Source organism: Reyranella sp., assembly GCF_965279465.1.
Lineage (GTDB): Bacteria > Pseudomonadota > Alphaproteobacteria > Reyranellales > Reyranellaceae > Reyranella.
In genome coordinates, this window is record NZ_OZ257242.1 from 2,722,638 (window position 1) to 2,746,556 (window position 23,919).

Consider the following 23,919-nt stretch of genomic DNA (forward strand, 5'->3'; position numbering starts at 1 on the left):
AAAGCGATCCTCTGCGCCCCGTTTATCGGAACGCCGGTTTTGATCAGCGAACGCGCTTGCATCCCGCCGTGCTACGGCTCCCGCCAATCGAAGCTGAGCGGCGCCTCGCGGAAGGCGAAGCGGTCGAGGTGGCGCGAAACGGCTTCCTTGAGCGCGGCGAGCTGGCCGGCGCTGCTCGCCGTGAGACGGCATTCGAGGCCATCTTCGTGCGCATTTAACAGCAGCGTGGCGTCGCCCGGCCAGTCGGCGCCGCGCGCGTTGCGCGGAAAGGTCACCGTGCCGTTCGTTTCGGTGAACTCGACGGCCAGGTTGTGGCCCCAGTGCTTGCAAAGCTGTTGCAGGTAGCGGCTGGCGTGCAGGGTCGGCACCCGCGCGGTGCTGGTGACGGTCATCGTCGTGTCGCTCATAGCCGCTCGATCCTTTGCGCCGCCTCGTCGAGGATCGCCGCTGCCTGGTGAAGGGTTTCGGCAGGGACATTCTCGCGGTCGAGCCGGTACATCAGCGCTGCCTTCAGGTTCTGCATGGCCCGACGGATCGGCCCGCCATCGGTTCGCTCGTGCGCGCTGGCGAGCTGGGCGAGGCGCGCGAGCAGCGCGTCGACTTCCGCTTTCCGGGCTACGAGATGCTCGGTCCCTTCGGGCGTCGCCGAGAACGCCTTCCGTGCGCCGCCAGAAACGGCCTCTTCGATCTGGCCCATCTCGTGGAGCATCGTCAGGGTCGGATAGACAACGCCGGGACTGGGCACATAGAAGCCGCCGCTCAGCTCCTCGATCGCCCGGATCAGCTCATAGCCGTGCCGGGGTTGGTCGGAGATCAATTTGAGCAGCAGGAGGCGGAGCTCGCCCGCGTCGAAGACCCGGCGGCGGCGACCGCCACGCCCGTCCTCGGGTTCACCCCAATCGCCCCGGCCAAAGCCGCGACGACCGCCGCGGCCGCCGATTCCGAAATGAGGGTGGTGCCCGTGTTCGGGCCCGTGATGATGGTGCTGATGTCTCATTGAGTGTCTCTCTTTAGGTTTCAACATATCTTAGATATATCTTAGAACGCTCTATAGTCAACGGTGCATCCAAAAAGCCTTGTTTTCGCCTTATTAGGGACTGCCGTCGCTTGCTGCTTGGTGAGGCGGATAGCGACGACCGGCACGCCCGGCGCTTGGAAAAGCCACACCGATGGTTCAGGCGGAGATCGCACCAACGACCGTCGGAGACGCGCCCGGGCTCTCAGCCTTGGTCGTTGCGCGCGTGTTCTTTCATCTGCGCGGCTATCCACCGTCGTGCGTCGTGGATGCTCCGGAAAACCTCGGCCTGCCGGCCGCCCATTTCCAGGCCGACGAATATCTTGGCCAGCTCCCCGCGCTTCGGATCGACGACCAGCGCCAGCGGGCCGCGGGGGGCGTCGGCACGGGTCTCGCGCAGGACCTGGGCAAAGGCCGACAGCTCGGCCTTGGTGAAGTCGGGTTCGCTCCCTGCTACGTCGATGATCTTGCCGTAGTGGACGACCTTCGCCTGCAGCACTTCCAGGCCGTAGGCAACCAGATCCGGGATCGTCAGGACGCCATCGCCCACGCCGATCACGACGCGGTTGAAATGATCGATCGTTATCCGGATCGGCATCGTGCGACCCGCCTATCAGAGCCCGGTCATGCCGTCAAAATGCCTGCCGCCGATTGATTTCAGGACGATCACCCGGGCCTGCCCGTTCGGCAGGGGCGTTCGCCACTGCTGCAGGGTCGCGTTGGTGCGCTGTGAAGCCGACTGACGATGCGGGCGTGACGACGGGTGACCCCTTGCCACCCCCTCGAACCTTTCAGTTATTGCAGTTACGGACTCTGTCGACTATATCGGCTGGTCAGGAGAGCCCCTGATGGCCAGTCGAGTCGTCAAGTTCGCCGGTCTCTCGGACCGGGTCCGCAAGAATGTGTTGCCATTACCCAAGCTGGCCGAGGGAGATCGCGTCGAGCTGCGTGTCCGACGCAAGGGTGGGCAGGACCAGACTGTCGCGCTGCCGCCGGCGGCGGCCAGCGTCGTCGAGACGCTGATCATGCGCCTGTTGAGCGGCGAGCGTGTAGCGGTTCTCGCCGAGGATCAGGAACTGAGCCCCACCGAGGCGTCCGCCGTCCTCGGCATCTCGCGGCCGCTCGTCGTGCTGCGCATGGACCGCGGCGATCTGCCCTTCCGCTATGTCGGCAAGCATCGCCGCGCACGGCTGAAGGACGTGCTGGCGCTAAAGACCTTCTCGCCCGATTGCAGGAGGAGGGGCCCAGAATAGCAGTAGAACTGCGCGCACCCAATCCAGAACTCACCCGGGCCTGGCTGGATAGTGGCGAGGTCGATTTTCGGCTAGCCTGGATTCATGATCCCCGGCCCGAATCGCGCTTCGCCAGATTGCCGGAGGATCGACTGGTCTGTCTGGTGCGTGAAGGGCACCCCATAGTCGGGGAACGACTGCGCTTGGACGACTTCTTCGAGCTTCCGCATGTGCGCCCCGCCGCAGCGGTGAAGACGCGCAGTCTGCAAGCGGATGGAGGAACTCTGTCGCTCGAGCAGTATCTCGGCGTATCGTATCGGATGCGCGACAAGGGCGCGCGCTACGCATCCCGGCGGATCAGGATCGCCATGCTGGCGCAAAGTATGCTCACTATTCCTGATCTGGTCGCGGGGTCCGATGCAATCGCCACAATCCCCGAACGGCTGGCGCGCGGCGTCGGTGATCACCTTTCATTGCGCATCATGCGTCCGCCGATCGCCTTGCCGCCGCTCCGGGGAGCACTCTATTGGCACGAGCGGTCTAATGCCGATCCGAGACACCGGTGGTTTCGCCGGCTTTTGCTCGACGTGGCGCGCGGATTGACGAATTGTCCATGAAGGAAAAGGGTGCCTGCTGCCCTATAGATCTCCGACACCGGCATCGTGGTGGAACTCCGCCGGCTATTCGTGGCTGGACAGACGACCGAAGTAACCACCGATCTGAGTATCATGGTCGCCCATCTGGGCGTGCCGGGCTTGCGCTAGTGCTGCAGCTCAAGCGATGCGATGAATGTTGCATCTGAACGTTTCCATGGAATCGCCGGATGCGATCCATTGCAATTTCAGCGCCTCTAGGCCGGTAACGTGATGAGGGCGCGAAGCCCGCGCGGCTCGTTGTCGAGCAACGTGAAGGTTCCGCCCTCGGCCTGCACAATGCTGGTCACGATGGCCAGTCCCAGGCCAAAGCCGCGCACCCCCTGACGCGCCGGATCGCTGCGGTAGAAAGGCTTGATGACACGCGGCTTTTCGTCATCGGGGATCCCGGGTCCGTCGTCCCGCACCTCGATGGAGATCTGATCGGCCCCCTGCGACAGGACCACCTGGATATGCGAACCATACTTCGAGGCGTTGTCGACGAGATTGGTCACCGCGCGGTCCATCGCCCGCGGCCGGCAGGTGAGGGCAAGGCGTGCCGGGCCGACATATTCGACCGAGTGGCCGAGGTCGGAGAACTGGTCGCATATCGTCCCCAGCATCGACACGAGCTCGACGCGCTCTACGGGCTCCTCGGCGTTGCCTTCACGCAGATAGGTGACGGCCGCCGTGATGCTGCTCTCCATGGCCGCGATGTCGTCGAGGCCACGATGCTTGAGCGCCTCGTCCCCCGCGGCTAGCTCGGCGATGCGCAGACGTAGCCGGGTGAGCGGCGTGCGCAGATCGTGGCTGATCGCCAGCAGGAGATTGGTGCGGTCCTCGATCAGACGGGCGATGCGCTCGCGCATGCGGTTGAAGGCGTGAGAGGCACGACTGATCTCGGCCGGTCCACGCTCGTCGAGCGGCGCGGTGGCGCCGTCGCGACCGAACTGATCCGCGGCTGCCGCGAAGCGGCTGAGCGGAGCAGCGACCTGGCGGGCCGCCCAGATCGACAGCAGTATGGCCGATACGGCCAATAAAATAAGAGGTACCAGCAAAGGCGCCGAAAGGAGCGAGATCTTGCTGTAGCGCGCCTCCATCATCACGGTCTGACCATCGCCCAGCCGCGCTACGATAGTGACAATGTTCGGTTGGTGTTCGGCAAGGTACAACAGCTGCGTATTGGCGGGCAGGTATTGCGTCATGAGGGTCTTCAACATCTCGAGGCTCGGGGAGAACAAGTCGCCGCCCGCCGAGGGTTGCCCATCGAGCCGAATGCGCAGGGACTCTTCAGCGTATCGCGAAACAACCTGTTGCCGCAGGGGACGAGGGAGGTTCTGAAGGGCCGATAGCACGGTTGCGACGCGTACCGGCGCGGTGGCCGCGGCTGTCGGGTAGTCCTGATCCGAGAGCACCAACAGCACCGCCATCGTCGTAATGATGGAGCCACCGACGATCGCCACGGCCAGCAATACCGTGATCTGCCTGGAGATGCTGTCGAGGGACAGCAGGCGCCAGAACCGGCTCATCCGGCCTCGACGTCGGGTGTGAAGATGTATCCGCCCGAGCGAACCGTCTTGATCGTCTGAGGATCGCGCGGGTTGCTTTCGATCTTGCGACGAATCCGGCTGACCAGGATGTCGATGCCGCGATCGAGGGGGCCGCCGCCGCGGCCCTGGCTCAAGTCGAGAAGCTGGTCGCGGTTCAGCGTGCGCCGTGGATGGCGGCAGAAGGCGAGCAACAGGTCGAACTCGGCACCGGTCAGGATGACACGCGCACCGGCCAGGTCGCGCAGCTCGCGGCGCGCCGGATCGATATGCCAGCCGTCGAAGCGCATCGGCGTGACCGGAGTGTCGGATCGGGCGGGCATCGCCGCCGCGCGCCGCAGCACCGCCTTGGTGCGGGCGACGAGCTCCTGCGGATCGAACGGCTTGCTGATGTAGTCGTCGGCGCCCATTTCGAGGCCGACGACGCGCGCCGTGGTGTCGCCGGCGGCGGTCAGCATGATGATCGGCACCGAGGAATTTGCGCGCACGCGGCGGCAGATGCTCAGCCCGTCTTCGCCACCCGGCAACATAATGTCGAGCAGCATGAGGTCGACGTTGGCCGCGCCGAGCGCCTTGTCCATCGAGCGGCCGTCTTCGCTCGCGGTGACGCGGTAGCCCTGCTTCTGCAGGAGGCGCGAAACCATCGTCCGGATCTCGCGGTCATCTTCAACGACAAGGATATGCGGCGAGCGATTCATGGTCCCTTACACCCGGGCGGTCATGGCTCTTACATCACGCGGGTACGCCCTTCGCCACGGCGATTTGTAACGGCTTGTAACCAGAGGGCCTGCAGATACAGGGCGAAACAAGTCAGATCCGGCCAGGGCAAGCGAATGCCCTATAGCAAAGACCTGTCTCTGACCACCGTTTCAATGTCGCCTGTTTCTGGGAGCACTCCATGAGGATATCTCCAAGGTTTTATCCGCTCTTGGCGGTCCCGCTTGCCTTGTTGGCCGCAGCAATCCTGCGGGTTGCCCTGACGACTACCCGTCTGTTCACCTGGCGGTAGGAGAGTGTGATGGTCTCGATCGACAAGCTCTCGGGCTCTCCTTCGCGGAGTTTTTCAAGGGAAGGTGGCCCCGCAGAGGACAGGGTTATCGGCAACAGGGCTGACGCCTCCGACCCCACTGGCCCTTCGGATCACCTCAGCTGCGAGGCCGGAGACGACAGGAGGGCGCTCGCCCTCGATCTGCAGCGGCGCCTCGGCTACGCGTTGCCCGCCCGCGTGCTCGCCGCCGCTGTGCACGAGACCTTTCCGGGCCGGGTCGCTGTCGTCTCGTCGTTCGGCGCGGAATCGGCAGTTCTGCTGCACCTCGTTGCCACTATCGATGCGGCAACACCGGTGCTGTTCGTCGATACCGGCCGTCACTTCCCCGAGACGCTCGACTATCGCGATCGTCTGGCCACCCATCTCGGCCTAACGGGCCTGCGCAGCATCGGGCCCGATGCAGCCGAGGTGGCGGCTCTCGATGCCGACGCCAGTCGCGCTGTCTGGGATCCCGACGGCTGCTGCGCTTTCCGCAAAGTGGCGCCGCTGCAGCGCGCCCTGGCCGGCTTCGATGCCTGGATCAGCGGCCGCAAGCGCTTCCAGGCGGACACGCGCTTCGACCTGCCGGTGTTCGAAGCCGACGACGACCATGTGAAGATCAATCCGCTCGCGAACTGGAGCGCCGACGACGTCGCAGCCTATGTTGCCGATCATCGCCTACCGCCGCATCCACTGGTCGACCGAGGGTATCTTTCGATCGGCTGCGCGCCCTGCACGTCCCGCGTCGCTGTTGGCGAAGACCCCCGTGCCGGCCGGTGGCGCGGTCTCGCCAAGACCGAATGCGGCATTCACCGGCGTCTGCCAATCCCAACCGAGGCGCCAAGCGCATCGTTACCCCCGTCCGCTGTGCGTGCCGGCCGCGAAGGCTAGCCTGACTGATCGTGCCAAGTATGCCCAAACCGGCTTGCTTCTTCCTGCGAAGCGCACCCGATTGAAGGGTTCAACTGAACATGCGCTTTCTTGGAATGGCTTGAACCCGCCTCCAAATTAACTGCAACCACTCCCCAACCAAAGGAGATCGATATGCTCATTTCCGGGTCCTTAAGGCGTCTGCTGTCTGCAGCGATCTGCGCCGGTTCGGCTTTTACCTTCACTGCATGCGCGCATCCACCGGCGGGAACCGAAGCCCGCGCGGAGTACGAGCAAAAGAACGACCCGGCTGAGCCGACGAATCGCGTGATCTTCCAAGGAAACAAGTATGTCGATGACAATGCTATCCAGCCTGTTGCGCGGGCTTATCAGGAGCACATGCCTAGCCGCGTGAAAAAGAGCGTCCATAACTTCACCAGTAACCTTGGCGAACCGACCGTGGCCCTGAACGATGTGCTCCAGGGCAACTTCAGTCGGAGTTGGAACACGATCCAGCGCTTCGTCATCAACACCACCGTCGGCGGAGCGGGCCTGTTCGACGTGGCGACCGACTGGGACCGGCCTGGTCACTCGGCGGATTTCGGGCAGACCTTGGGGGTGTGGGGCATCGGCCCCGGCCCGAGCGTCCAGTTGCCGCTGCTCGGCCCGTCGAATGTGCGTGACACCGTCGGCAAGGTCGTCGACATCGTGGCGAACCCGGTGGGCTTGATCCCGGGCGGTACGATCGCGACGGTCGACACTGCCGCGAAAGCGGCTGGAGTCGTCGATGGACGCGCCCGCGCGCTGCGCGCGACCGACTCCTTGGAACGCGATTACCTCGACTACTATGCGGCCTCGCGATCCGCTGTCGCACAACGGCGCGCGGCGCTTGTCGCCGAGGGAAAGGCTGGCGAGGTCGGCCGCAACAAGGAGGCGGCCCAAACGGCTCCCGTCCCCGTTCCCGCGGTGGACTGAGCGTTGCTTGAAGCACGATCCGTCCAGCTGCAATAAGCGAACAGCCGCGCTTCCGTGGAGCAGTTAATGAGGATACCTCTCAAGCTTCTTCCGGTCTTGGCAGCCGCGTTTGCCTTGCTGGCAGCGGCCCTCGTTCTGTCGTCGCGGCCCGCGGCGAATGCGCCGGCGGCCGCGTCGCCCTCTTCGGCGACACAGTTCGCGGCCCGGCCTGCCGGTGACGGTGTCGACGGCGCCATCGTGGCCCTGGGCCGCGTGGAGCCGGCGAGCCGGGTGCTCCGGCTGGCCGGTCCCTCCGGCAACGACGCCGGCCGCATCGCCGTTCTTTCCGTCGCCGAGGGCCAGCGCGTGACCCGGGGCCAAGCGCTGGGCATCCTCGACACCGAGCCCCGGCTGGCGGCGGCGCAGGCCCAGGCCGACGCCAACGTGGCGACGAAGACGGCGCACCTCGCGCTGAAGCTCGCCGAGCTCGACAATGCCGAGCAGAGCCTCGGCGCCGCGCTCGAGCAACAGGTGGCCGAGCGCGACCGCGCCCAGTGGGACTTCGACCGGTTGAGCCATCTCAACAAGGCCGGGCTGTACAGCGACCCCGCCCTGATCGACAAGCGGCTGGCGCTGCTCTCGGCGAACCGCAAGCTCAGGAGCTCGACCTTGGCGCTCGAGCGCATCCAGCAGCGCGACGCCAATGGCCATCGCCTCGAGGAAGCGGTGGCGCGCGCCGAGCTGCGGGCCGCCGAGGCCGCCGCGGAGAAGGCCCGCACCGATCGCGCCCTGTCGCATTTTCGGGCGCCCATGGACGGCACGATCCTGCGGCTGCACGCGCGCCTCGGCCAGCAGCTCGGCACGGAAGGGTTTGCCGAGATGGGCGACGTGTCGGCCATGGTGGTGCGGGCCGAGGTGTTCGAAGCGGACATCGCCGCCGTCGCGCTCGACCAGCCCGCGACCGTGACGTCGCGGTCGCTCGCCACGCCGCTGCATGGGACGGTCGACCGCATCGGCGTGGCCGTCGGCACCCAAGGCATCATCCGCGAAGATCCCGCGGCGGTGCTCGACTCACGGGTCGTGGAAGTGATCGTGAAGCTCGACCCGGTCTCCTCGGCCCGCGTCTCGGCGCTGACCAACCTGCAGGTCCGCGTCGCGATCGAGCGCACCGCGCCGGGCGCCGGCCGCAGCCCGCAGCAGCTGTCCCGTGTTGATTAAAGGATGGATCGGCAGCCGCACGCCGCTCGGCTGGAGGCAGCTCGTCCATGCCAAGGGGCGGCTGGCGATAGCCATCGCAGGCGTGGCCTTTGCCGTGCTGCTGATCTTCATGCAGCTCGGCTTTATGAACATGCTGTTCGACTCGGCGGTCATGATGCATCGCCAGCTCAACGCCGACATCGTCCTGCTGTCGTCGACCTCGCGCGATCTTGCCAATCCCGGCACCTTCCCGCGCAGCCGGCTCCTGCAGGCGACGGGGGTGCCGGGGGTCGCCGATGCCGAGGCCCTGTACGTGACGTCGCGCGAATGGATCAAGCAATCGGAGAACGACCGCGGCGAGCGTGGCCAGATGCTCGTCATCGGTGTTCGGCCCGACTTCGACGCCTTCCGCGATCCCGAGATCTCGTCTAAGCAGCGTCTGCTGGTCGAGACCGGCGCGGCGCTGTTCGACCGCAAGACGCGCGGCGACTACACGCCGTTCAGCGATGCCATCGATCGGGGCGAACGCCCCCAGACCGAGCTTGCGGGACGTACGGTGACGCTGGTCGGCACCATGCAGATCGGTTCCTCGTTCGACAGCGAGGGCGTGCTGATCGTATCGGACCAGACCTTCTTCGAGTTCGCCATCAACAGGGTTCCGGCGGCGCCCAGTGCCGGATTGGTGCACGTGGCGCCAGGCCACGATGTCGCGAAGGTCGCATCGGCCATCCGCGCCCGCTTCGGCCGCTATGACGACACCACGGTCATGACCATGTCCGACTTCATCGAGCACACCAAGAGCCGCATGCGGCGGGATTCGGCGATCGCCTTCGTCTTCACCTTCGGCACCATCATCGGCATGATCGTGGGCGTCGTCATCGTGCTGGAGATCCTGTCGGCCGACGTGCACGACCATCTTGCCGAGTACGCCACCCTCAAGGCCATGGGCTTCACCAACCGGGCGCTGCTCGCCGTGGTGTTCGAGCAGTCCCTGATCCTGGCGATCGCGGGCTTCGTGCCGGGCCTGCTGGCGTCGCTCGCACTTTACGCCGTCGTGCATGAGGCCCTCACGATGCCCATCGGGATGACGGCCGGGCGACTCGCCCTGGTGTTCGGCCTCGCCGTCGCCATGTGCGCCATCTCCGGCGCGATCGCCATGCGGCGCGTGCGCAACGCCGATCCGGCGGACGTGTTCTGATGCAAGAGCATGCGGTCCCACCGGATGCACGAGAACCCGCCGTGGCGCTCTCGGGCCTGTCGCACTGGTACGGCACTGGCGACACGCGGCGTCAGGTGCTGTTCGACCTCAGTCTCGTCATCCCGCAAGGCGAGGTCGTCTTCCTGATGGGCCCATCGGGCTGCGGCAAGACCACGGTACTCACCCTGGTCGGCGGCCTGCGCTCCGTGCAGCAGGGGTCGGTCCGCGTGGTGGGCAGGGAACTCGCCGGCGCGAACGAGGCGGGGTTGATCGCCAACCGGCGAAACTGCGGCTTCATCTTTCAGGCGCATAACCTGCATCGCTCCCTGACGGCGCTCGAGAACGTGCGCATGGGGCTCGAGGCGCAGGGCCGCGGACTGCCGCCCGATGCCGACGAACGCTGCCGGCGCATGCTGGCGGTCGTCGGCCTCGAGGATCACGCCGCCAAGCGCCAGGACCAGCTCTCCGGCGGTCAGCGCCAGCGCGTGGCGATCGCCCGGGCGCTGGTGGCCGAGCCGCCGCTCATCCTCGCCGACGAACCGACGGCGGCGCTCGATCGGCAGACCGGCCATGACGTCGTGGCACTCATGCGCCGGGTAGCCCGCAATCGCGGCATGACCGTGCTGATGGTCACGCACGACAACCGCGTCTTCGACCTCGCGGACAGGATCCTCGAAATGGAGGACGGCCGGATCGTCGGCTGCCGGCCGGCAGACTCAGCCGTCGCAGTTCGCGTCCCCGCTCATCCGGCGAATCTCAAGCAGTAGCTGCGCACCCGCTCGATGGGAATGCGCGCGTGGCTTTGAACGACGATGAACTTGCCACCCGGATCGCTGCCGTGGGGTAGCGCTGCGAGGCCGTCGAAGTCATGGGCCTCCCAGACGCAGGAACGGTCCGAGAAGAGATGGACGTCGCCGCCGTAGCAGGTGTCCCAATGCTGGTGATAGGCCAGCAGGTTGCCCTTGAGCTCCGCCACGCTGGTGTAGAGCGAATACTCCGTCCAGGCCACGCTGCCCAGCTTGCGCGCCATCCAGCGGCAGAGCGAGGCGGTCGGATCGGCGGCGCCAGGGGCGACATGGGCCAGGGCCTGGGCGGCGAGATCGCCGTGCAGGATGTTGGGCGTGACCGACAGGCCATGGCCGTGGCGGTCGTAGGGCACGCCGACGACGCCGGCGACATGGCGCCACCAGTCCTGGCCGCTCTTGGGCTCCCAGCGGGACAGCGCGCGGCCATCGCGCACGAATGTCCTGGCGTCGAAGTCGCCGACACAGACGATGTCGGAGTCGAGCGTCAGATAGCCGCCGAACCCGAGCCGCGCCGGGATGTGGAGCTTGATGACCTGCTGGCGGAACCAGCCCGGCATGACGTGGAAGGGGCTGAAGGCCGTGAAGAAGTCGCTCTCGGTGCGCACCGTGACCTCGACATTCGCCGCGCGCGGCATGGCCATGCGCAGCCGCTGGACATCGCGCGGCGGCGCCACGATCAGCAGCTCGAGCGGCTGAGGGTCGCGCCAGTGGCGGCCCAGCGATTCGACCAGGAAGCCGGCGCGTTCCAGGTCGTCGCGGCCCTTGCGGCGCAGGGCCAGCGGCAGGATGGCCTGGCGAACGTCGGAGAACATCGAGGAGCGGCCGGGTGCCGGCGCAATCCCCATCGCCGTCGGGGCGCTCAGAAACGGTAGCCGATCGTCGTCAGCAGCGTGAAGCCCGTGTCGGAGACGGAAATCGGGCTGTCCGCGGCCGACCCCGCGAGCTGGGAGACCCGGGCATTGGCCGAGACCATCCAGCTCGGGGACAGCCGATAGCTTGCCCTGACCTCGAGCCCCACGTTCTTGATGCCGGAGGTCGTGGCGAAGGGCGCATAGCCGGAGTTAATCGACTGCAGGGCGTTCACGCCGAAGTAGGTCTGCATGTAGGTTGCGTCGGCCCAGGTCGCGAAGACCCGGCCCATGACCGTGAGCCGATCGTCGATGCGCCACGGCACGGCGAGGCTGGCGTCGAGCAGCAAGCCGCTGTTGCCCTCGGCCAGGAACTTGGTCAGGGTCGATCCCAGCATGACTGGGCCCAGCTTGTAATTTGCGAAGCCGCGCACGCCCAGCGCCGCCGGAATGTCGCCCAGCCCGTTGAGCCGCCAGTTGCCCGGAGAGAACAGCCCGCCGCTCTGGGTGCGGCCGAGATTGAAGGTGAGGCCGCCGCCGACCTGCAGCCCGTCGAAGCGCCAGTAGGCATTGAGGCCGAAGGGATCGAGGGCGACCATGTCCCGCCAGACGACGTTGACCAGCGGCACGGGAATGACGGTGTAGGTGTCGCTGCCCTCGTAGGTGGGCGTGAGCGCGCCGCCGACGCCCAGCGTCACCGCCCAGTCCTTGCCCGTTCTCCGGGTCGCGAACGGGTCGTTCATGGGCTGGGCGGCGGCCGGCGAGACGGCCGCCGCGAGGAAGACCACTGAGGCGCTGGCGGCCAGCAGAAGTTTTGCTTGAACAGTCATGATGCCATGGGCTCCCGCGCGGCGCTTCGATGCCGCCCGGTATGGCATACGGTGAGGGCAACGAGGCGACAGCGAGCCGGCTCGATTGTCACTGAAGGTATCGAGAAGGCTTTCAGAAACAGACAGAAACAAATGTACTTGCGACCGGTCACCGTCGGCGTTCCGCGGAATGCTTTGGCGCGACGGAGATTTTGTCGTTCTATTGCGTGTGCGCGGCGTTTCGCTGCCAAGCCGCTAACGCTGGCTTTCCCGACCATTACGACCCGCCGGGAGAAACCTTCTTGGATGCATGAACAACGTCGAGACACCGCCGCAACGCCGGCGTGAGGGAACTGGGCGACAGGGCCGCAGATCACACCCATCGACGCCGATCGCCGTCGTGGGGCAGGTCTTGCGCGGTGCCGAGGGGCCTGTCGGCAAAGTCCGTCCGGATCCTGCACTAATAAATAAGAAAGCGTGGGCAAGTGGTTGCAGACGGAACGGTGGGAGCGGTACTATCCTTATGCGGCCCACGTCCTGAGCCTACGTCGCTGCTTGAAGCAGTAAAGCTGCTTGAGTTTCAGCGCTTTGCTACGCTGCCGTGCGAAACAGCCCGCAACGGCTCGCTAGCGCCAGACCATTGTCGGCAGCGGCACGTCGCAAGTTGAGATCAATGCGGGCCCCCGATTTGAACCTACGCCGAGGGCAACTTCCCTATCTTTAGTTCGTTCCTCCTGATGTCCGCGGGTCCGGCTCCTGCGCATCTGGGCGGGGATTGATTCGGTCGGATCAACCGAATGCGCGCATCTTCACGACGCGACTTGACGTGCGAGTCGTCGGCAATTTGCGACGCCGTACACTTCACGACGCTACGACACGCATCCGACTGCTTCCGCAGCGCTTCCGTGGCAAATCGGAGCGCAGCTAGAACAAAACGCGCTCTTCGTAAGTCTCTGAAAACATGGTAGAAAATGGCGGACCCGGCGAGATTCGAACTCACGACCTCTGCCTTCGGAGGGCAGCGCTCTATCCAGCTGAGCTACGGGTCCGGCGCGGCGGACCATAGCGGAGGGTGCTTTCTGCCGCAACGATTGGCTACAGTGGGGTCAAGCCATCCCTGGGAGAGAAACCGCACAATGTCGCATGATACCCGCCGCCGCCTGCTGCAAGCCTCCGGCGCCGCAGCCCTGCTGGCCGCGCTCGGCGCCGGCCGGGCCTCGGCCCAGGCGCTCGATCTCGTCAAGATCATCACCGGATTCCCGCCGGGCGGCACGTCGGACACGCTCTGCCGGCGGGTGGCCGAGGGGTTGAAGGGCGGGAGCTATGCCAAGGTTGCCGTGGTCGAGAACAAGGCGGGGGCGTGCGGTCAGATCGCCATACAGTCGATGAAGGGCGCGCCGACCGACGGCAGCGTGATCCTGCAGACGCCGGCCTCGATGCTGATGATCTATCCGCACATCTACAAGAAGCTCGCCTACGACCCCTTCGTCGATGTCACGGCCATAACGATGGCCTGCACCTTCGACTTCGCGTGGGCCGTCGGTCCCGCGGTGCCGGCGAGCGTCAAGACGGTTCCGGACTTCCTCGCCTGGTGCAAGGCCAACCCGACCCTGGCGAACTTCGGCTCGCCGGCCGCAGGCTCCGTGCCGCATTTCATCGGCGTCCTGCTCGGCCAGTCGGCCGGCATCGAGCTGAAGCACATCGCCTATCGCGGCACGCAGCCGGCGATCCAGGACCTGGTCGCGGGCCAGGTCCAGGCGGTGTCGGGACCGGTCGGAGAGTTCCTGCAGCAGGCCGCCGCCGGCAAGATCCGCATCCTCGGCGTCTCGGGCAAAACGCGCAGCCGCTTTGCGCCCAACGTGCCGACCTACATCGAGCAGGGGCTGCAGGACATGTACTTCAGCGAATGGTTCGGCTTCTTCGCGCCCGGCGGCACCTCGGCGCCGGTGATCATGAACGCCAACATCGCCCTGCGCGCGGCGCTCGCCCAGAAGGACGTGGTCGACGGCCTTGCCGTGATGGGGCTCGAGGCAAGGTCTTCGACACCGGAGGCGCTGGCCGAGCGGCTCAAGGCCGACTACGAAAACTGGGGCCCGATCGTGAAGAAGATCGGCTTCACCGCCGATTCCTGACCGTCAGCCGGCGCTCAGTACGAGCGGCCGGAAGTTCCCCTTGTCGGTGCCGCAATCGGGACATCGCCAGGACTCCGGCAGGCCGGCGAAGGTCGTGCCGGGCTGCCTGTCCCGGGAGGGCAGGACACCATCCTCCTCATAGACGTAATAGCAGCCGCGGCAGATGAAGCGTCGCCGCGGGATTGCAGGTGCCGGCGGCACGGTCGCGTTGGGACGGCGCTGGATGGCATCGTTCGGCGTCATCACCGGGTCGTCCACGCCAATCCTCCCGGTCTTGCGCACCACCAGGTAGACACCGAGATCCTTGTGCCCGAAGGCGGCACGCAGCGAGCCGGGAATGTCCAGATCGCGTCGGCCGCTCGCCGGATTGACATTGGTTGCGCCGCAGCGGCCGTTGCGGCGGTCGACCCGCATCACCGCCTCTCCGACGACGATGTCCCGGCCGACCCAATCGAACTCCTCCCACGGCGGGACGCCGTCGATGTAGAGGTTGGCGCGAAAGCGCAGCGGATCGATCTCGAAGCCCCATTGCTCCTCGAGGCTGCGGACGGTGGCGAGGTTGATCAGCGACACCACGTTGTCGGGCTTGTCCATGAAGTGACCGCCGGTCTCGGCCCGCACCAGGCGCGGCGCGCCGTTCAGCGTCGGCACGAGTTGCTCGAAGAAGCGTTCGACGTCACCGCGCGCCGCTTCGCTGCCGAGATTGACGGAGAGGAGCTGGCGGTCTTGCTGCCGAACGGTGAAGTCGAGCGTCTCGACATCGAGATGGGTGCGGACCTGGGCCAGCGTCTCGTCGAGCATCAGCATGACGAACAGGCCCTTCTTGGCCCATTTGGCGACCTGCATGTCGATCGGGCTGCGCGGCCGCGCGAGAGCGAACAGCCGGTCGTGCGGAAACGGCCGCCCGGCCTGAAGAACGACCTCGGTTACGGGCTGTGGGCTCAGCCCCTTGATCGGATAGCGGTAGATGTGACTCACGGCGGGCATGGAGGGGCGGCTCTCGGCTTGATCGTCGGCGCGAGAACTTGCCCGAGCAGCCGGCGCGACGCGTAGAGCCGGTTGTTGCGCAAAGCGCGGGGCCAGATGTGCACCGCTGCCCGGCGCGGTCCTGAGGTGGGCGCTCGGCAGCTCGAGCGCTTCGTCGATCGCCTCCGAGAGACGCGCGATGCCCTGCTCGATCTGCCGCGGCAGCAGCGCGGCGTATCCCAGGATGACGCCGCGCCGCGAGAGATCGGTGTCGAGCGCATCGTAGGCGCCTCCGCTGGCGAGCGAATAGATGCCGACCTTTGCCCGCCGCGCGATGTCCTCGAGCAGCGGAGCGTCGGGCACGCCCGGCGGCAGCCGCCAGAGCAGATGCAGCCCGCCGGCCGCACCGCTGATCTGCGCGCCGCCGAACTGGCGGCGCAGCGCCAGCAGCAGGCTGTCGCGACTTTCCTTGTAGCGAACGCGGATGCGCGCGAGATGGGCGGCATAGCTGCCGCTGCGGATCATCTCGGCGAGCGCGGCCTGGTCGAGCCAGGCGTTGCCGTTGTTCAGCAGCGCCTTGGCGCTGCGCGCGGCAGCGGCGAGCGGCTCGGGGACGACGACATAGCCCAGCCGCAGGCCCGCGCCGAGCGACTTGGAGAAGGTACCGAGATGGATCGTGCAGTCCGGCGCCAGCGCGGCGATCGATGGCAGCGGCGAGCCCTCGTAGCAGAAGTCGCCATCGTAATCGTCTTCGAGGATGTAGCAGCCCGTGCGGCGCGCCCAGGCGATCAGGGCATGGCGGCGGTCGAGCGGCAGCACGTGCCCGGTCGGATACTGGTGCGAGGGCGTGACGTAGATCAGTGCCGCCGGGGCACGCGGCAGGGCATCGGGCATGATGCCTTCACGGTCGACCGGCACCGCCGCGATCTCGGCACCCCACGCCTCGAAGGCGAAGCGCGCGCCCTGGTAGCAGGGGTTCTCGATCGCCGCGACCGTGTCCGCTCCCAGGAACAGGCGCGAGGCGATGTTGATGCCCTCCTGCACACCGCCCGTGACGATGATGCGGCTGACATCGGCGACGATTCCGCGTGCGGCGGCGACATGGCTCGCGATCGCCGTGCGCAGCACGGCAAGACCCGCCGGTTCGGAATATTGCGCCAGCCCCATCGCGCCGCCGTGCGACAGGCTCGCCTGCAGCAGCCGGCGCCAGGTCTTGAGCGGAAACAGCGCGGCGCTGGGACGGCCGGGGAAGAAGTCGAACGCCAGCCGGTAGCGGTTCTTCGCCACCAGGTCCTGCGCGCGGATCGGGCTGCAGGGCAGGGGCATGGGCCACTGGCCGGCCGGATCTGGCGACGGAGCCGCCGGCGGCCTCGGCTTCTCGGGTACACGGGCCGCGACGAAGATGCCCGAGGCCGGCCGCGCCTCGACATAGCGCTCGATCAGCAGCGACTCATAGGCTCGCACGACGGTGTTGCGCGACACCTCGAGCTGCGCGGCGAGCTTGCGCGAGGAGGGCATGCGCGATCCCGCAGCGATGCGGCCCTGCAGGATCGCGTCGCGCAGCTGCTCGACGATCTGACTGGCCAGCGTCGCCGGGCGCGAGCGATCGAGGAGCAGGGGTATCTGCATCGGCGTGCCGCTGCATATCTTGCAGGAGAGGTGCCAAGCCGCGGTCCGAGATAGGTCCAGTTGGTTGATAGTCGAGGCGTCCAGAGGACGAACTGGCCCGATTGTGGGCGCGATATCTGGACCGATCCGTGCTTGGTAAAGCACCGTAGGCCCAGAGAAACGGCAGATTTTTTGGGGAGCCAAGGGTAATCGATCATTTACTGGTCAAATCGGGCCGCTGCCATTGTCCTGCCGCCCCGCCAACTGGCCCCAAGCCATTTTGCGACCGTGGCTCTCAGCCCGCCAACCGCCTGCGCTCATGCTGACGCCTTCAATGGATGAGCGGAGAGGCAGGGAACCTCTCTTTCCTTTCAATCGCGACCATCGAGGAGAGAGCAATGATAAGCACATGCAAGTCGTGGCTGGCGGCGATCGGCGCCAGCTTTCTTTTGGCAGGAGGCGCCGTCGGCTCGGCTCAGGCGCAGGAGACGATCAAGATCGGCATCCTGCATTCGCTATCCGGCACGATGGCGATCAGCGAGACGATCCTCAAGGACCTGATGCTGATGCAGGTCGCCGAGCTCAACGCCAAGGGCGGGCTGCTCGGCAAGAAGGTCGAGGCGGTAGTGGTCGATCCGGCCTCGAACTGGCCGCTGTTCGCCGAGAAGGCCCGCGAGCTGATCGTCAAGGACAAGGTCGCCGCCGTGTTCGGCTGCTGGACCTCGGTCAGCCGCAAGTCGGTGCTGCCGGTGTTCGAGGAGCTGAACGGCCTGCTGTTCTATCCGCTCGAGTACGAGGGCGAGGAAGCGTCCTACAACATCTTCTATGGCAGCTCGGTGCCGGACAACAAGGCGATCCCGGCCGTCGACTATCTGATGAGCAAGGACGGCGGCGAGGCCAAGCGCTTCGTCCTCGAAGGCACCGACTACGTCTATCCGCGGACCTCCAACAAGATCATCCGCGCCTACCTCAAGTTCAAAGGGGTCAAGGACGAGGACATCATGGAGAACTACACGCCGTTCGGCTTCGCCGACTGGCAGACCGAGGTCGCCGCGATCAAGAAGTTCGGCTCGGCCGGCAAGAAGACGGCGGTGATCTCGACCGTCAACGGCGATGCGAACGTGCCCTTCTACAAGGAGCTCGGGAACCAGGGCATCCAGGCCAAGGACATTCCCGTGATCGCCTTCTCGGTCGGCGAGGAGGAGCTGGCCGGCGTCGACACCAAGCCGCTGGTCGGCCATCTGGCGGCGTGGAGCTACTTCCAGTCGGTCGACAACCCCGACAACAAGGCCTTCGTCGCGAAGTGGCGCGCCTATGCCAAGAACCCCAAGCGGGTCACCAACGATCCGATGGAGTCGGCCTACATCCTGTTCAACATGTGGGTCCAGGCCGTGCAGCAGGCCGGCACGACGAACGTCGATGCGGTGCGCCAGGCGATGATCGGCCAGAAGGTGAAGTCCCCGTCGGGCTTCGAGGTGGTGATGGGATCGAACCATCACATGGCCAAGCCGGTGATGATCGGCGAGATCCAGGGCGACGGCCAATTCTCGATCGTCTACCAGAGCAAGGCGCTGCCGCCCAAGGCATGGAGCCCCTATGTCGAGGCCAATGCCGGCAAGATCGCCGACTGGGCCTGGCCCTGGGTGTGCGGCGGCTGCACCACGCCGAAATACGGCACGGTCTCGCGCTCGCAGTGAGATCCTGATCTTCAATCTGAGAGAGGCCGCGTTACTCTCCCCCACCCAGCCTCCCCCGTCAGACGGGGGAGGTGCACGAAGGGTAGAGGGGGAAGGCCCTTGTCGAGTTGTGCCGCGGCGCGGAAACCGTGACCTTTGCGAAAGAAGACATGCTATGGGCATGGCCGAATCTTTGCGGAGGGCAGTCATGGCCAGGCAGGTGTTCCGTGACGGTACCGAGGTGGTGGGCTTCTACGCTCGCGCGCTGAGGACCGGACCATTCGTGTTCGTCTCCGGCACGACCTCGCTCGACGCCAGGGGCCGGGTACAGGGCAAGGATGCCGCACAGCAGACCGTGGTGACGATGCGCAAGATCGAGTCGGCATTGAAGTCGGCCGGCGCGAAGCTGAAGGATCTGACGCGCCTCACGATCTTCGTTACCGACATCCGCGACATGGCCGCAATCTCGACGGCGCTCGACAAGGCGCTCAAGGGCTCGGTGGTCAGCGCCACGATGGTCGGCGTCAGCCAGCTCGCCGTACCCGGCCTGCTGGTCGAGATCGAATCGACGGCGGTCGTCGAGGCGTAAAGTCTTGCCGGGAGCGCGGCTCTCCAGAGCCGCTCATGGGAAGTGGTAATCCGAAGAGCGGCTCTGGAGAGCCGCGCTCCCGGCCATGAGTCAGGCCGGCGGCGAACAGCAAAAGCGGGTTGTTCGCGTCATCGGACACTCTCTCCGATCGATTGCTGCGACCGCTTCGTGCCCCAAAGCGCGGCGAGCTCGGGCTGCGAGCGGTTGGCGTCGGCGCCCGAGGGCAGCGTGGTCTCGTGATTCGACATCCACGCCGCGATGTCGGCCGCGACCTTGGGTCCATCCTTGTCGCGCATCAGCAGATGATAGCCGTTCCTGTAGAAGGCGAGCTTGGAATCGCGGCGCGGCGGCATGACCTCGATCGCAATCTTCACCGCGTTGGTCGGCACCAGCCGGTCACCCATGCCATGCAGCATCATGTAGGGCACGTGCACTCGCTCGGCCGCATCGCGCCCCGCGTCCATCAGGTCGACCAGCCCGTAGCCCATGTCGAAGCGGGGCTGGCGCAGCATCAGCGGGTCGTTCTGCAGCTTCTCGATCGTCTTGGGGTTGTCGGTCGGCTTGAAGTCGATCGAGGTCGGGCCGGCCGGCATCCAGGGAATGGTGTGGGCGAAGAACCACAGGCCCCAGCTCGCGACCGGTCCGAGCGATTCGCGCGTGCGCACGGCAGCGGCGCTCAGCACCAGCCCGTCGGCCTCCATTCCGCGGTCGGCGGCGACGAGTGCAAGCGCTCCACCCATGCTCTCACCCACCACGTAGAAAGGCACGCCGGGATGGCGCGCCCGCACCAGGTTGGCGACGGCGATGGCGTCGTCTGCCAGGGTGTCGGTACCAGGCCAGCGGCCCCGGGTCGGGCTCTTGCCGAAGCCGCGCTGGTCGTAGGCATAGGTGGTGATGCCGGCGGCGGACCAGATCTTGGCCGGCTCCTCGAAGGCGTCGCGATAGTCGCCGAAGCCGTGCAGGCCCAGGATCACGGCGGTCGGATGCTCGCCTCCGGCGGCCGGCCAGACGGCGAGCGGTAGCGCCGTGCCGTCGGCTGCGACATAACGGTCGGCGGTCAGGTAAGGGGTCGCGGCCTTCCCGCCCGCCGGAACGACGACCGGGGAGCACGCGGCGAGCATGACCGAGAGTGAAGCGGCGGCTATCATCCGCCGACGTCCAAGGAGTGTGATCGTGACCGAGCCTTTCGAAACCATCACCGTCGATACCGACCGCGTAGCCTGTGACGGCGGCGGCGGCCCGTTGGGCCATCCCAAAGTGTACCTCAATCTCGGTGCGGAGAAGCGCGTCGAGTGCCCCTACTGCAGCCGCCTCTACGTATTGCGCGAAGGCGCCCGTCCACAAGAACATGCGCACTGAGAGCCGGCCGCAAGGAAGCAAACAATGAAGCAACTGGGCGAAGGCTGGAACTGGCGCGATCTCGCGATCGGCGACAAATTCACCACCTATGGCCGGACATTGTTCGAGGCCGACCTCCTGAACTTCGTGACGCTTTGCGGCTTTTCCGAGGAGCTGTTCACCAACAAGGAATACATCGCCGGCCATGCTCCCATGCGCGGCGGACATCCCGTGCCGGGCGCGCTCGTCTATTCCATGGCCGAGGGCCTGGTGATCCCGACCACGCTGCAAGGCACCGGGCTCGCCTTCCTGTCGATGGGCTTCGACATCAAGGGCCCGACCTACGTGAACGACACCATCCACGTCGAGATCGAGGTGACAGAGATCAAGCCGACCTCGAAGAATCCGACTCGCGCGCTGGTGCGCACCACCAACGAGGTGAAGAACCAGAAGGGCGAGACCGTGCTGGTCTACACGCCCTTGCGGATGATGCAGGGACGTTGAGCATGGCCAAGGTCGCGGTCGAGACCGAGGGCGCGATCACGATCGTCTCGATCGACCGCTTCGCCGAGGCACGCAACGCGGTCGATCCGGAAACCGCGAGCCTGCTGCGCGACGCCTTCCTCGCTTTCGACAGGGACGAGAGCCAGTCGGTCGCGATCCTCACCGGCCGCGACGGGACGTTCTGTGCCGGCTTCGACCTCAAGGTCGCGGCGGCGAGGACTGGCACGGCGATCCACGATCCTGCCGGGCCGGGGCCGATGGGGCCGACGCGGCACCTGCTTTCCAAGCCGGTGATCGCGGCGGTCGAAGGCTACGCCGTCGCGGGCGGGCTCGAGCTTGCTCTGTGGTGCGACCTGCGCGTGGCGTCGGAGAGCGCGAAGTTCGGCGTCTTCTGCCGGCGCTGGGGCGTGCCGTTGATCGACGGCGGCACGGTGCGCCTGCCGCGCCTGATCGGCCACAGCCGCGCGCTCGACATGATCCTGACCGGGCGCGAGGTCGGTGCGCACGAGGCCTTCGACTGGGGGTTGGCCAACCGGCTGGTGCCGGAAGGCCAAACCCTCCCTGCGGCCAAGGCGTTGGCCGAGGGGATCGCGAAGTTCCCGCAGCTCTGCATGCGGTCAGACCGCCGCTCGTCCTACGAGCAGTGGAGCCTCGACTTGCCGGCGGCGCTCATCCATGAGGGCAGGCTGGGCCAGCCCGCGCTCGCCGCGGAGACGCAGAAGGGCGCCGCGCGCTTCGCCGCCGGAAAAGGCCGGGGCGGGGATTTCGGCAATATCTAGCCGGTAGTCCTTGCGCTATCTTCTTGCGGGGAGGGGCTGCCATGTTCTTTGTGGCCGTCGCGCACAGCGAGGATCTCGACACCGAAGCGATTCTCCAGGAACTGGCGGAGCAGTGCGCCGAAGAGCTCGCCGGCCGCACGCCGCAGGCCGCCCTGCTGTTCGCTGCCATCGACGTCGAGCACGAGGCGGTGCTGGCGGGCCTGGCGGCCAGATGGCCGGGCCTGCAGGTGATCGGCTGCACCACTGACGGCGAGGTCTCTTCCCTGCGCGGTTTTTGCGAGGATTCCGTCAGCCTGATCCTGTTCGGATCGGATACCGTGAAGATCACCGCGGGGCTCGGGCGCAATGCCAGTGCCGGCGTCGAGGCCGCCTGCACCCAGGCGCTCGCGATGGCGAAGGACGGCATGACCTTGCCGCCACGCTTCTGCATCGCCCTGCCCGAAAGCCTGACCACCAGCGGCCAGCAGATCGTCGAGCTGCTGCAGAAGGGGCTGGGCGACCAGGTGCCGCTGTTCGGCGGCGGTGCGGCCGACCAGTTTCGCATGAGCGGCACGCGCCAGTTCTTCGGCACCGAGGTGGTGTCGGATTCGGTTCCCATCCTGCTGTTCTCGGGCGCCTTGCATTGCGCGTTCTCGGCGGCGAGCGGCTGGAAGCCGGTCGGCGAGCCGGGCTTGGTGACGCGTGCCGAGGGGCAGGTGGTGCTGGAGATCGACGGCCGGCCGGCGCTCGATTTCTTCCGCCGCTTTCTCGGACCGGGCGCGCTGCCGACACCGGAATGCCCGCTGGCAATCATCGGTCCGGACGGCGGCATCGAGTACCTGCGCGCGAGCAACGGGTTCGCCGATGAGACGGGCGGCTCGGTGCTGCTCGCCGGCGACGTGCCGATCGGGGCGATGGTGCAGATCGCCATCGCCAGCCGCGACGCCATCCTCGACGGCTGCCGCAAGTCGGTCGAGGGCGCCTTCGCCGCCTATCCGCGAGGCAAGGTTCCCGAGGCCGCCCTGGTGTTCTCCTGTGCCGCCCGCAAGCTACTGCTCGGGACGCGCACCGCCGAGGAGTTCGGGATTGTCCGCGAGGTGCTCGGCACGGACGTCCCGGTGTGCGGCTTCTACGGCTACGGCGAGATCGGCCCGCTCGCCGGCGCGTCGCCGGCCTCGAACTACCACAACGAGGCCTTCGTCTGCCTGCTGATGGGGAGCTGATGGCCGACGACATCGCAAAGGCCGAGCGCCAGATCCGCCTGCTCGAGCGCAAGCTGCGCCGCTCGGAAGAGAGCCGGGTGAACCTCGAGAAGGCCAAGGACCGCTTCGACTCGCTCTACACCACGCTGCTGGCCGACCTCAACGAGCAGAAGGCCCTGCTGGCCGACAAGAACCGCACGCTCGAGGCGTTGTCGGCCAAGCTCTCCAAGTATCTCTCGCCGCAGGTCTACCAGTCGATCTTCACCGGCAAGCAGGATGCCTCGCTCGTGACGCGGCGCAAGAAGCTCACCATCTTTTTCAGCGACATCCAGGATTTCACGCGCACCACCGAGGACCTCCAGGCCGAGGACCTCACCTTCATCCTGAACGACTACTTCACCGAGATGTCGAAGCTCGCGCTCGAGCACGGTGCCACGATCGACAAGTTCATCGGCGACGCCATGCTGATGTTCTTCGGCGACCCCGAATCGAAGGGCACGGAAGAGGATGCCCGGGCCTGCGTGCGCATGGCCGTCGCCATGCAGCGCAGGATGCGCCGGCTCCAGGCCAAGTGGAATGCCATGGGCTACGAGCGGCCGTTCCGCATGCGGATCGGCGTCAACACCGGCTACTGCAATGTCGGCAACTTCGGCAGCCCGGACCGCATGGACTACACGATCATCGGCGGCGAGGTGAATCTGACCGCCCGCCTTCAGACGGCGGCAGACGCCGACGGCATCTTGCTGTCGTTCGAGACCTACGTCCTGGTGCGCGACACCGTCGACGCCGAGGAGCGCGAGCCGATCCTGGCCAAGGGCATCCGCAGCGAAGTCCGGCCGTTTACCGTGACGTCGATCTTCGCCGACGAACAGGAGCGCGAGCAGGTCCTGCGGGTCGAAGACCATGGCGTCGCGATCCGGCTCGACCTCGCCAAGCTCACCGACGACAGCCGAAGCCGCGCGCTTGCAGCGCTCGAACGGGCAGCCGAACGCTTGCGGCGCGGCGGGTAGC

At 66.4% G+C, this 23,919-nt stretch carries 24 protein-coding genes and 1 tRNA gene; 15 read left to right on the forward strand and 10 right to left on the reverse strand.

The genetic code is table 11. The annotated features are described in order from the left end of the window. Positions 1-71 precede the first annotated feature (71 nt). The 3 genes from ACQY8M_RS13350 to ACQY8M_RS13360 form a co-directional block, all read right to left on the reverse strand. On the reverse strand, positions 72-407 hold the full coding sequence (locus tag ACQY8M_RS13350; protein WP_428672712.1) for a DUF2218 domain-containing protein: 336 nt from the start codon (positions 405-407) through the stop codon (positions 72-74). Then, the gene (locus tag ACQY8M_RS13355) at positions 404-997 is read right to left on the reverse strand and encodes a PadR family transcriptional regulator (protein ID WP_428672714.1); all 594 of its coding nucleotides are present in this window, start codon (positions 995-997) and stop codon (positions 404-406) included. Before ACQY8M_RS13355 ends, ACQY8M_RS13350 begins: the two co-directional genes overlap by 4 nt. Before the next feature lie 223 nt (positions 998-1,220). Further along, the gene (locus ACQY8M_RS13360; RefSeq protein WP_428672716.1) at positions 1,221-1,613 is read right to left on the reverse strand and encodes a hypothetical protein; all 393 of its coding nucleotides are present in this window, start codon (positions 1,611-1,613) and stop codon (positions 1,221-1,223) included. 250 nt (positions 1,614-1,863) lie between these two features. Here ACQY8M_RS13360 and ACQY8M_RS13365 point away from each other — a divergent pair, with 250 nt between their 5' ends. Both ACQY8M_RS13365 and ACQY8M_RS13370 read left to right on the forward strand, forming a co-directional pair. Continuing rightward, positions 1,864-2,268: a DNA-binding protein gene (locus ACQY8M_RS13365; RefSeq protein ID WP_428672718.1), complete on the forward strand. Its 405-nt coding sequence runs from the start codon at positions 1,864-1,866 to the stop codon at positions 2,266-2,268. Beyond that, the gene (locus ACQY8M_RS13370) at positions 2,244-2,864 is read left to right on the forward strand and encodes a LysR substrate-binding domain-containing protein (RefSeq protein ID WP_428672720.1); all 621 of its coding nucleotides are present in this window, start codon (positions 2,244-2,246) and stop codon (positions 2,862-2,864) included. The genes ACQY8M_RS13365 and ACQY8M_RS13370 overlap by 25 nt, the downstream gene beginning before the upstream one ends. 233 nt (positions 2,865-3,097) lie before the next feature. Here ACQY8M_RS13370 and ACQY8M_RS13375 read toward each other — a convergent pair whose 3' ends face one another. Continuing rightward, positions 3,098-4,408, reverse strand: a complete 1,311-nt coding sequence (locus tag ACQY8M_RS13375) for an ATP-binding protein (protein WP_428672722.1) — start codon at positions 4,406-4,408, stop codon at positions 3,098-3,100. Beyond that, positions 4,405-5,070, reverse strand: coding sequence for a response regulator (locus ACQY8M_RS13380; protein WP_428672724.1), 666 nt, complete (start codon positions 5,068-5,070; stop codon positions 4,405-4,407). The genes ACQY8M_RS13375 and ACQY8M_RS13380 overlap by 4 nt, the downstream gene beginning before the upstream one ends. Positions 5,071-5,444: 374 nt before the next feature. Here ACQY8M_RS13380 and ACQY8M_RS13385 point away from each other — a divergent pair, with 374 nt between their 5' ends. From ACQY8M_RS13385 to ACQY8M_RS13405, 5 genes are all read left to right on the forward strand, one after another. Next, positions 5,445-6,344, forward strand: coding sequence for a phosphoadenylyl-sulfate reductase (locus ACQY8M_RS13385; RefSeq protein WP_428672726.1), 900 nt, complete (start codon positions 5,445-5,447; stop codon positions 6,342-6,344). 153 nt (positions 6,345-6,497) lie between these two features. Next, positions 6,498-7,298, forward strand: coding sequence for an MlaA family lipoprotein (locus tag ACQY8M_RS13390; RefSeq protein ID WP_428672728.1), 801 nt, complete (start codon positions 6,498-6,500; stop codon positions 7,296-7,298). A gap of 66 nt (positions 7,299-7,364) precedes the next feature. After that, the gene (locus ACQY8M_RS13395) at positions 7,365-8,495 is read left to right on the forward strand and encodes an efflux RND transporter periplasmic adaptor subunit (RefSeq protein ID WP_428672730.1); all 1,131 of its coding nucleotides are present in this window, start codon (positions 7,365-7,367) and stop codon (positions 8,493-8,495) included. Next, positions 8,485-9,672 carry an ABC transporter permease DevC gene (devC, locus tag ACQY8M_RS13400; protein ID WP_428672732.1) on the forward strand — a complete coding sequence of 396 codons (1,188 nt, stop codon included), beginning with the start codon at positions 8,485-8,487 and terminating at the stop codon, positions 9,670-9,672. The genes ACQY8M_RS13395 and devC overlap by 11 nt, the downstream gene beginning before the upstream one ends. Positions 9,673-9,713: 41 nt before the next feature. Further along, positions 9,714-10,439 (forward strand): ATP-binding cassette domain-containing protein, encoded by a 726-nt coding sequence (locus ACQY8M_RS13405; RefSeq protein ID WP_428672734.1) that lies wholly within the window; start codon positions 9,714-9,716, stop codon positions 10,437-10,439. On the opposite strand, the gene ACQY8M_RS13410 is transcribed toward ACQY8M_RS13405, so the two are convergent. The 3 genes from ACQY8M_RS13410 to ACQY8M_RS13420 form a co-directional block, all read right to left on the reverse strand. Then, positions 10,415-11,290 carry a DUF6492 family protein gene (locus tag ACQY8M_RS13410; RefSeq protein ID WP_428672736.1) on the reverse strand — a complete coding sequence of 292 codons (876 nt, stop codon included), beginning with the start codon at positions 11,288-11,290 and terminating at the stop codon, positions 10,415-10,417. The genes ACQY8M_RS13405 and ACQY8M_RS13410 overlap by 25 nt on opposite strands. 47 nt (positions 11,291-11,337) lie before the next feature. Then, on the reverse strand, positions 11,338-12,156 hold the full coding sequence (locus ACQY8M_RS13415; RefSeq protein ID WP_428672738.1) for a MipA/OmpV family protein: 819 nt from the start codon (positions 12,154-12,156) through the stop codon (positions 11,338-11,340). A gap of 951 nt (positions 12,157-13,107) precedes the next feature. Further along, positions 13,108-13,184, reverse strand: a tRNA-Arg gene (locus ACQY8M_RS13420). Positions 13,185-13,271: 87 nt separating this feature from the next. Here ACQY8M_RS13420 and ACQY8M_RS13425 point away from each other — a divergent pair. Continuing rightward, positions 13,272-14,267: a Bug family tripartite tricarboxylate transporter substrate binding protein gene (locus tag ACQY8M_RS13425; protein ID WP_428672740.1), complete on the forward strand. Its 996-nt coding sequence runs from the start codon at positions 13,272-13,274 to the stop codon at positions 14,265-14,267. Between the two features lie 3 nt (positions 14,268-14,270). On the opposite strand, the gene ACQY8M_RS13430 is transcribed toward ACQY8M_RS13425, so the two are convergent. After that, entirely contained in the window at positions 14,271-16,862 is a 2,592-nt protein-coding gene (locus tag ACQY8M_RS13430) for an aminotransferase class I/II-fold pyridoxal phosphate-dependent enzyme (protein ID WP_428672742.1), read from the reverse strand. Between the two features lie 377 nt (positions 16,863-17,239). On the opposite strand from ACQY8M_RS13430, the gene urtA reads away from it, so the two are divergent. Then, on the forward strand, positions 17,240-18,538 hold the full coding sequence (gene urtA, locus ACQY8M_RS13435) for an urea ABC transporter substrate-binding protein (protein WP_428672744.1): 1,299 nt from the start codon (positions 17,240-17,242) through the stop codon (positions 18,536-18,538). 187 nt (positions 18,539-18,725) lie between these two features. Beyond that, the gene (locus tag ACQY8M_RS13440; protein ID WP_428672746.1) at positions 18,726-19,106 is read left to right on the forward strand and encodes a Rid family hydrolase; all 381 of its coding nucleotides are present in this window, start codon (positions 18,726-18,728) and stop codon (positions 19,104-19,106) included. A 128-nt stretch (positions 19,107-19,234) separates the two neighbouring features. On the opposite strand, the gene ACQY8M_RS13445 is transcribed toward ACQY8M_RS13440, so the two are convergent. After that, positions 19,235-20,254 carry an alpha/beta hydrolase gene (locus tag ACQY8M_RS13445; RefSeq protein WP_428672748.1) on the reverse strand — a complete coding sequence of 340 codons (1,020 nt, stop codon included), beginning with the start codon at positions 20,252-20,254 and terminating at the stop codon, positions 19,235-19,237. Between the two features lie 25 nt (positions 20,255-20,279). On the opposite strand from ACQY8M_RS13445, the gene ACQY8M_RS13450 reads away from it, so the two are divergent. Genes ACQY8M_RS13450 through ACQY8M_RS13470 form a run of 5 tightly spaced genes read left to right on the forward strand, consistent with a single transcriptional unit; the run spans position 20,280 to position 23,918 of the window. Continuing rightward, the gene (locus ACQY8M_RS13450; protein ID WP_428672750.1) at positions 20,280-20,465 is read left to right on the forward strand and encodes a zinc-finger domain-containing protein; all 186 of its coding nucleotides are present in this window, start codon (positions 20,280-20,282) and stop codon (positions 20,463-20,465) included. Positions 20,466-20,489: 24 nt separating this feature from the next. Continuing rightward, positions 20,490-20,948, forward strand: a complete 459-nt coding sequence (locus tag ACQY8M_RS13455) for a MaoC family dehydratase (protein ID WP_428672752.1) — start codon at positions 20,490-20,492, stop codon at positions 20,946-20,948. Between the two features lie 2 nt (positions 20,949-20,950). After that, positions 20,951-21,727 carry a crotonase/enoyl-CoA hydratase family protein gene (locus ACQY8M_RS13460; RefSeq protein WP_428672754.1) on the forward strand — a complete coding sequence of 259 codons (777 nt, stop codon included), beginning with the start codon at positions 20,951-20,953 and terminating at the stop codon, positions 21,725-21,727. A 41-nt stretch (positions 21,728-21,768) separates the two neighbouring features. Beyond that, positions 21,769-22,929, forward strand: coding sequence for an FIST signal transduction protein (locus tag ACQY8M_RS13465; protein ID WP_428672756.1), 1,161 nt, complete (start codon positions 21,769-21,771; stop codon positions 22,927-22,929). Beyond that, on the forward strand, positions 22,929-23,918 hold the full coding sequence (locus ACQY8M_RS13470; RefSeq protein ID WP_428672758.1) for an adenylate/guanylate cyclase domain-containing protein: 990 nt from the start codon (positions 22,929-22,931) through the stop codon (positions 23,916-23,918). Before ACQY8M_RS13465 ends, ACQY8M_RS13470 begins: the two co-directional genes overlap by 1 nt. Position 23,919 lies beyond the last annotated feature (1 nt).

Excerpts from the sequence above, each read along its gene's own strand:
- ACQY8M_RS13350 (WP_428672712.1), bottom strand. The coding sequence starts at position 407 with ATGAGCGACACGACGATGACCGTCACCAGCACCGCGCGGGTGCCGACC.
- ACQY8M_RS13355 (WP_428672714.1), bottom strand. The coding sequence starts at position 997 with ATGAGACATCAGCACCATCATCACGGGCCCGAACACGGGCACCACCCT.
- ACQY8M_RS13360 (WP_428672716.1), bottom strand. The coding sequence starts at position 1,613 with ATGCCGATCCGGATAACGATCGATCATTTCAACCGCGTCGTGATCGGC.
- ACQY8M_RS13365 (WP_428672718.1), top strand. The coding sequence starts at position 1,864 with ATGGCCAGTCGAGTCGTCAAGTTCGCCGGTCTCTCGGACCGGGTCCGC.
- ACQY8M_RS13375 (WP_428672722.1), bottom strand. The coding sequence starts at position 4,408 with ATGAGCCGGTTCTGGCGCCTGCTGTCCCTCGACAGCATCTCCAGGCAG.
- ACQY8M_RS13380 (WP_428672724.1), bottom strand. The coding sequence starts at position 5,070 with ATGGTTTCGCGCCTCCTGCAGAAGCAGGGCTACCGCGTCACCGCGAGC.
- ACQY8M_RS13385 (WP_428672726.1), top strand. The coding sequence starts at position 5,445 with ATGGTCTCGATCGACAAGCTCTCGGGCTCTCCTTCGCGGAGTTTTTCA.
- ACQY8M_RS13390 (WP_428672728.1), top strand. The coding sequence starts at position 6,498 with ATGCTCATTTCCGGGTCCTTAAGGCGTCTGCTGTCTGCAGCGATCTGC.
- ACQY8M_RS13395 (WP_428672730.1), top strand. The coding sequence starts at position 7,365 with ATGAGGATACCTCTCAAGCTTCTTCCGGTCTTGGCAGCCGCGTTTGCC.
- ACQY8M_RS13410 (WP_428672736.1), bottom strand. The coding sequence starts at position 11,290 with ATGTTCTCCGACGTTCGCCAGGCCATCCTGCCGCTGGCCCTGCGCCGC.
- ACQY8M_RS13415 (WP_428672738.1), bottom strand. The coding sequence starts at position 12,156 with ATGACTGTTCAAGCAAAACTTCTGCTGGCCGCCAGCGCCTCAGTGGTC.
- ACQY8M_RS13425 (WP_428672740.1), top strand. The coding sequence starts at position 13,272 with ATGTCGCATGATACCCGCCGCCGCCTGCTGCAAGCCTCCGGCGCCGCA.
- ACQY8M_RS13430 (WP_428672742.1), bottom strand. The coding sequence starts at position 16,862 with ATGCAGATACCCCTGCTCCTCGATCGCTCGCGCCCGGCGACGCTGGCC.
- urtA (WP_428672744.1), top strand. The coding sequence starts at position 17,240 with ATGATAAGCACATGCAAGTCGTGGCTGGCGGCGATCGGCGCCAGCTTT.
- ACQY8M_RS13440 (WP_428672746.1), top strand. The coding sequence starts at position 18,726 with ATGGCCAGGCAGGTGTTCCGTGACGGTACCGAGGTGGTGGGCTTCTAC.
- ACQY8M_RS13445 (WP_428672748.1), bottom strand. The coding sequence starts at position 20,254 with ATGATAGCCGCCGCTTCACTCTCGGTCATGCTCGCCGCGTGCTCCCCG.
- ACQY8M_RS13455 (WP_428672752.1), top strand. The coding sequence starts at position 20,490 with ATGAAGCAACTGGGCGAAGGCTGGAACTGGCGCGATCTCGCGATCGGC.
- ACQY8M_RS13460 (WP_428672754.1), top strand. The coding sequence starts at position 20,951 with ATGGCCAAGGTCGCGGTCGAGACCGAGGGCGCGATCACGATCGTCTCG.
- ACQY8M_RS13465 (WP_428672756.1), top strand. The coding sequence starts at position 21,769 with ATGTTCTTTGTGGCCGTCGCGCACAGCGAGGATCTCGACACCGAAGCG.
- ACQY8M_RS13470 (WP_428672758.1), top strand. The coding sequence starts at position 22,929 with ATGGCCGACGACATCGCAAAGGCCGAGCGCCAGATCCGCCTGCTCGAG.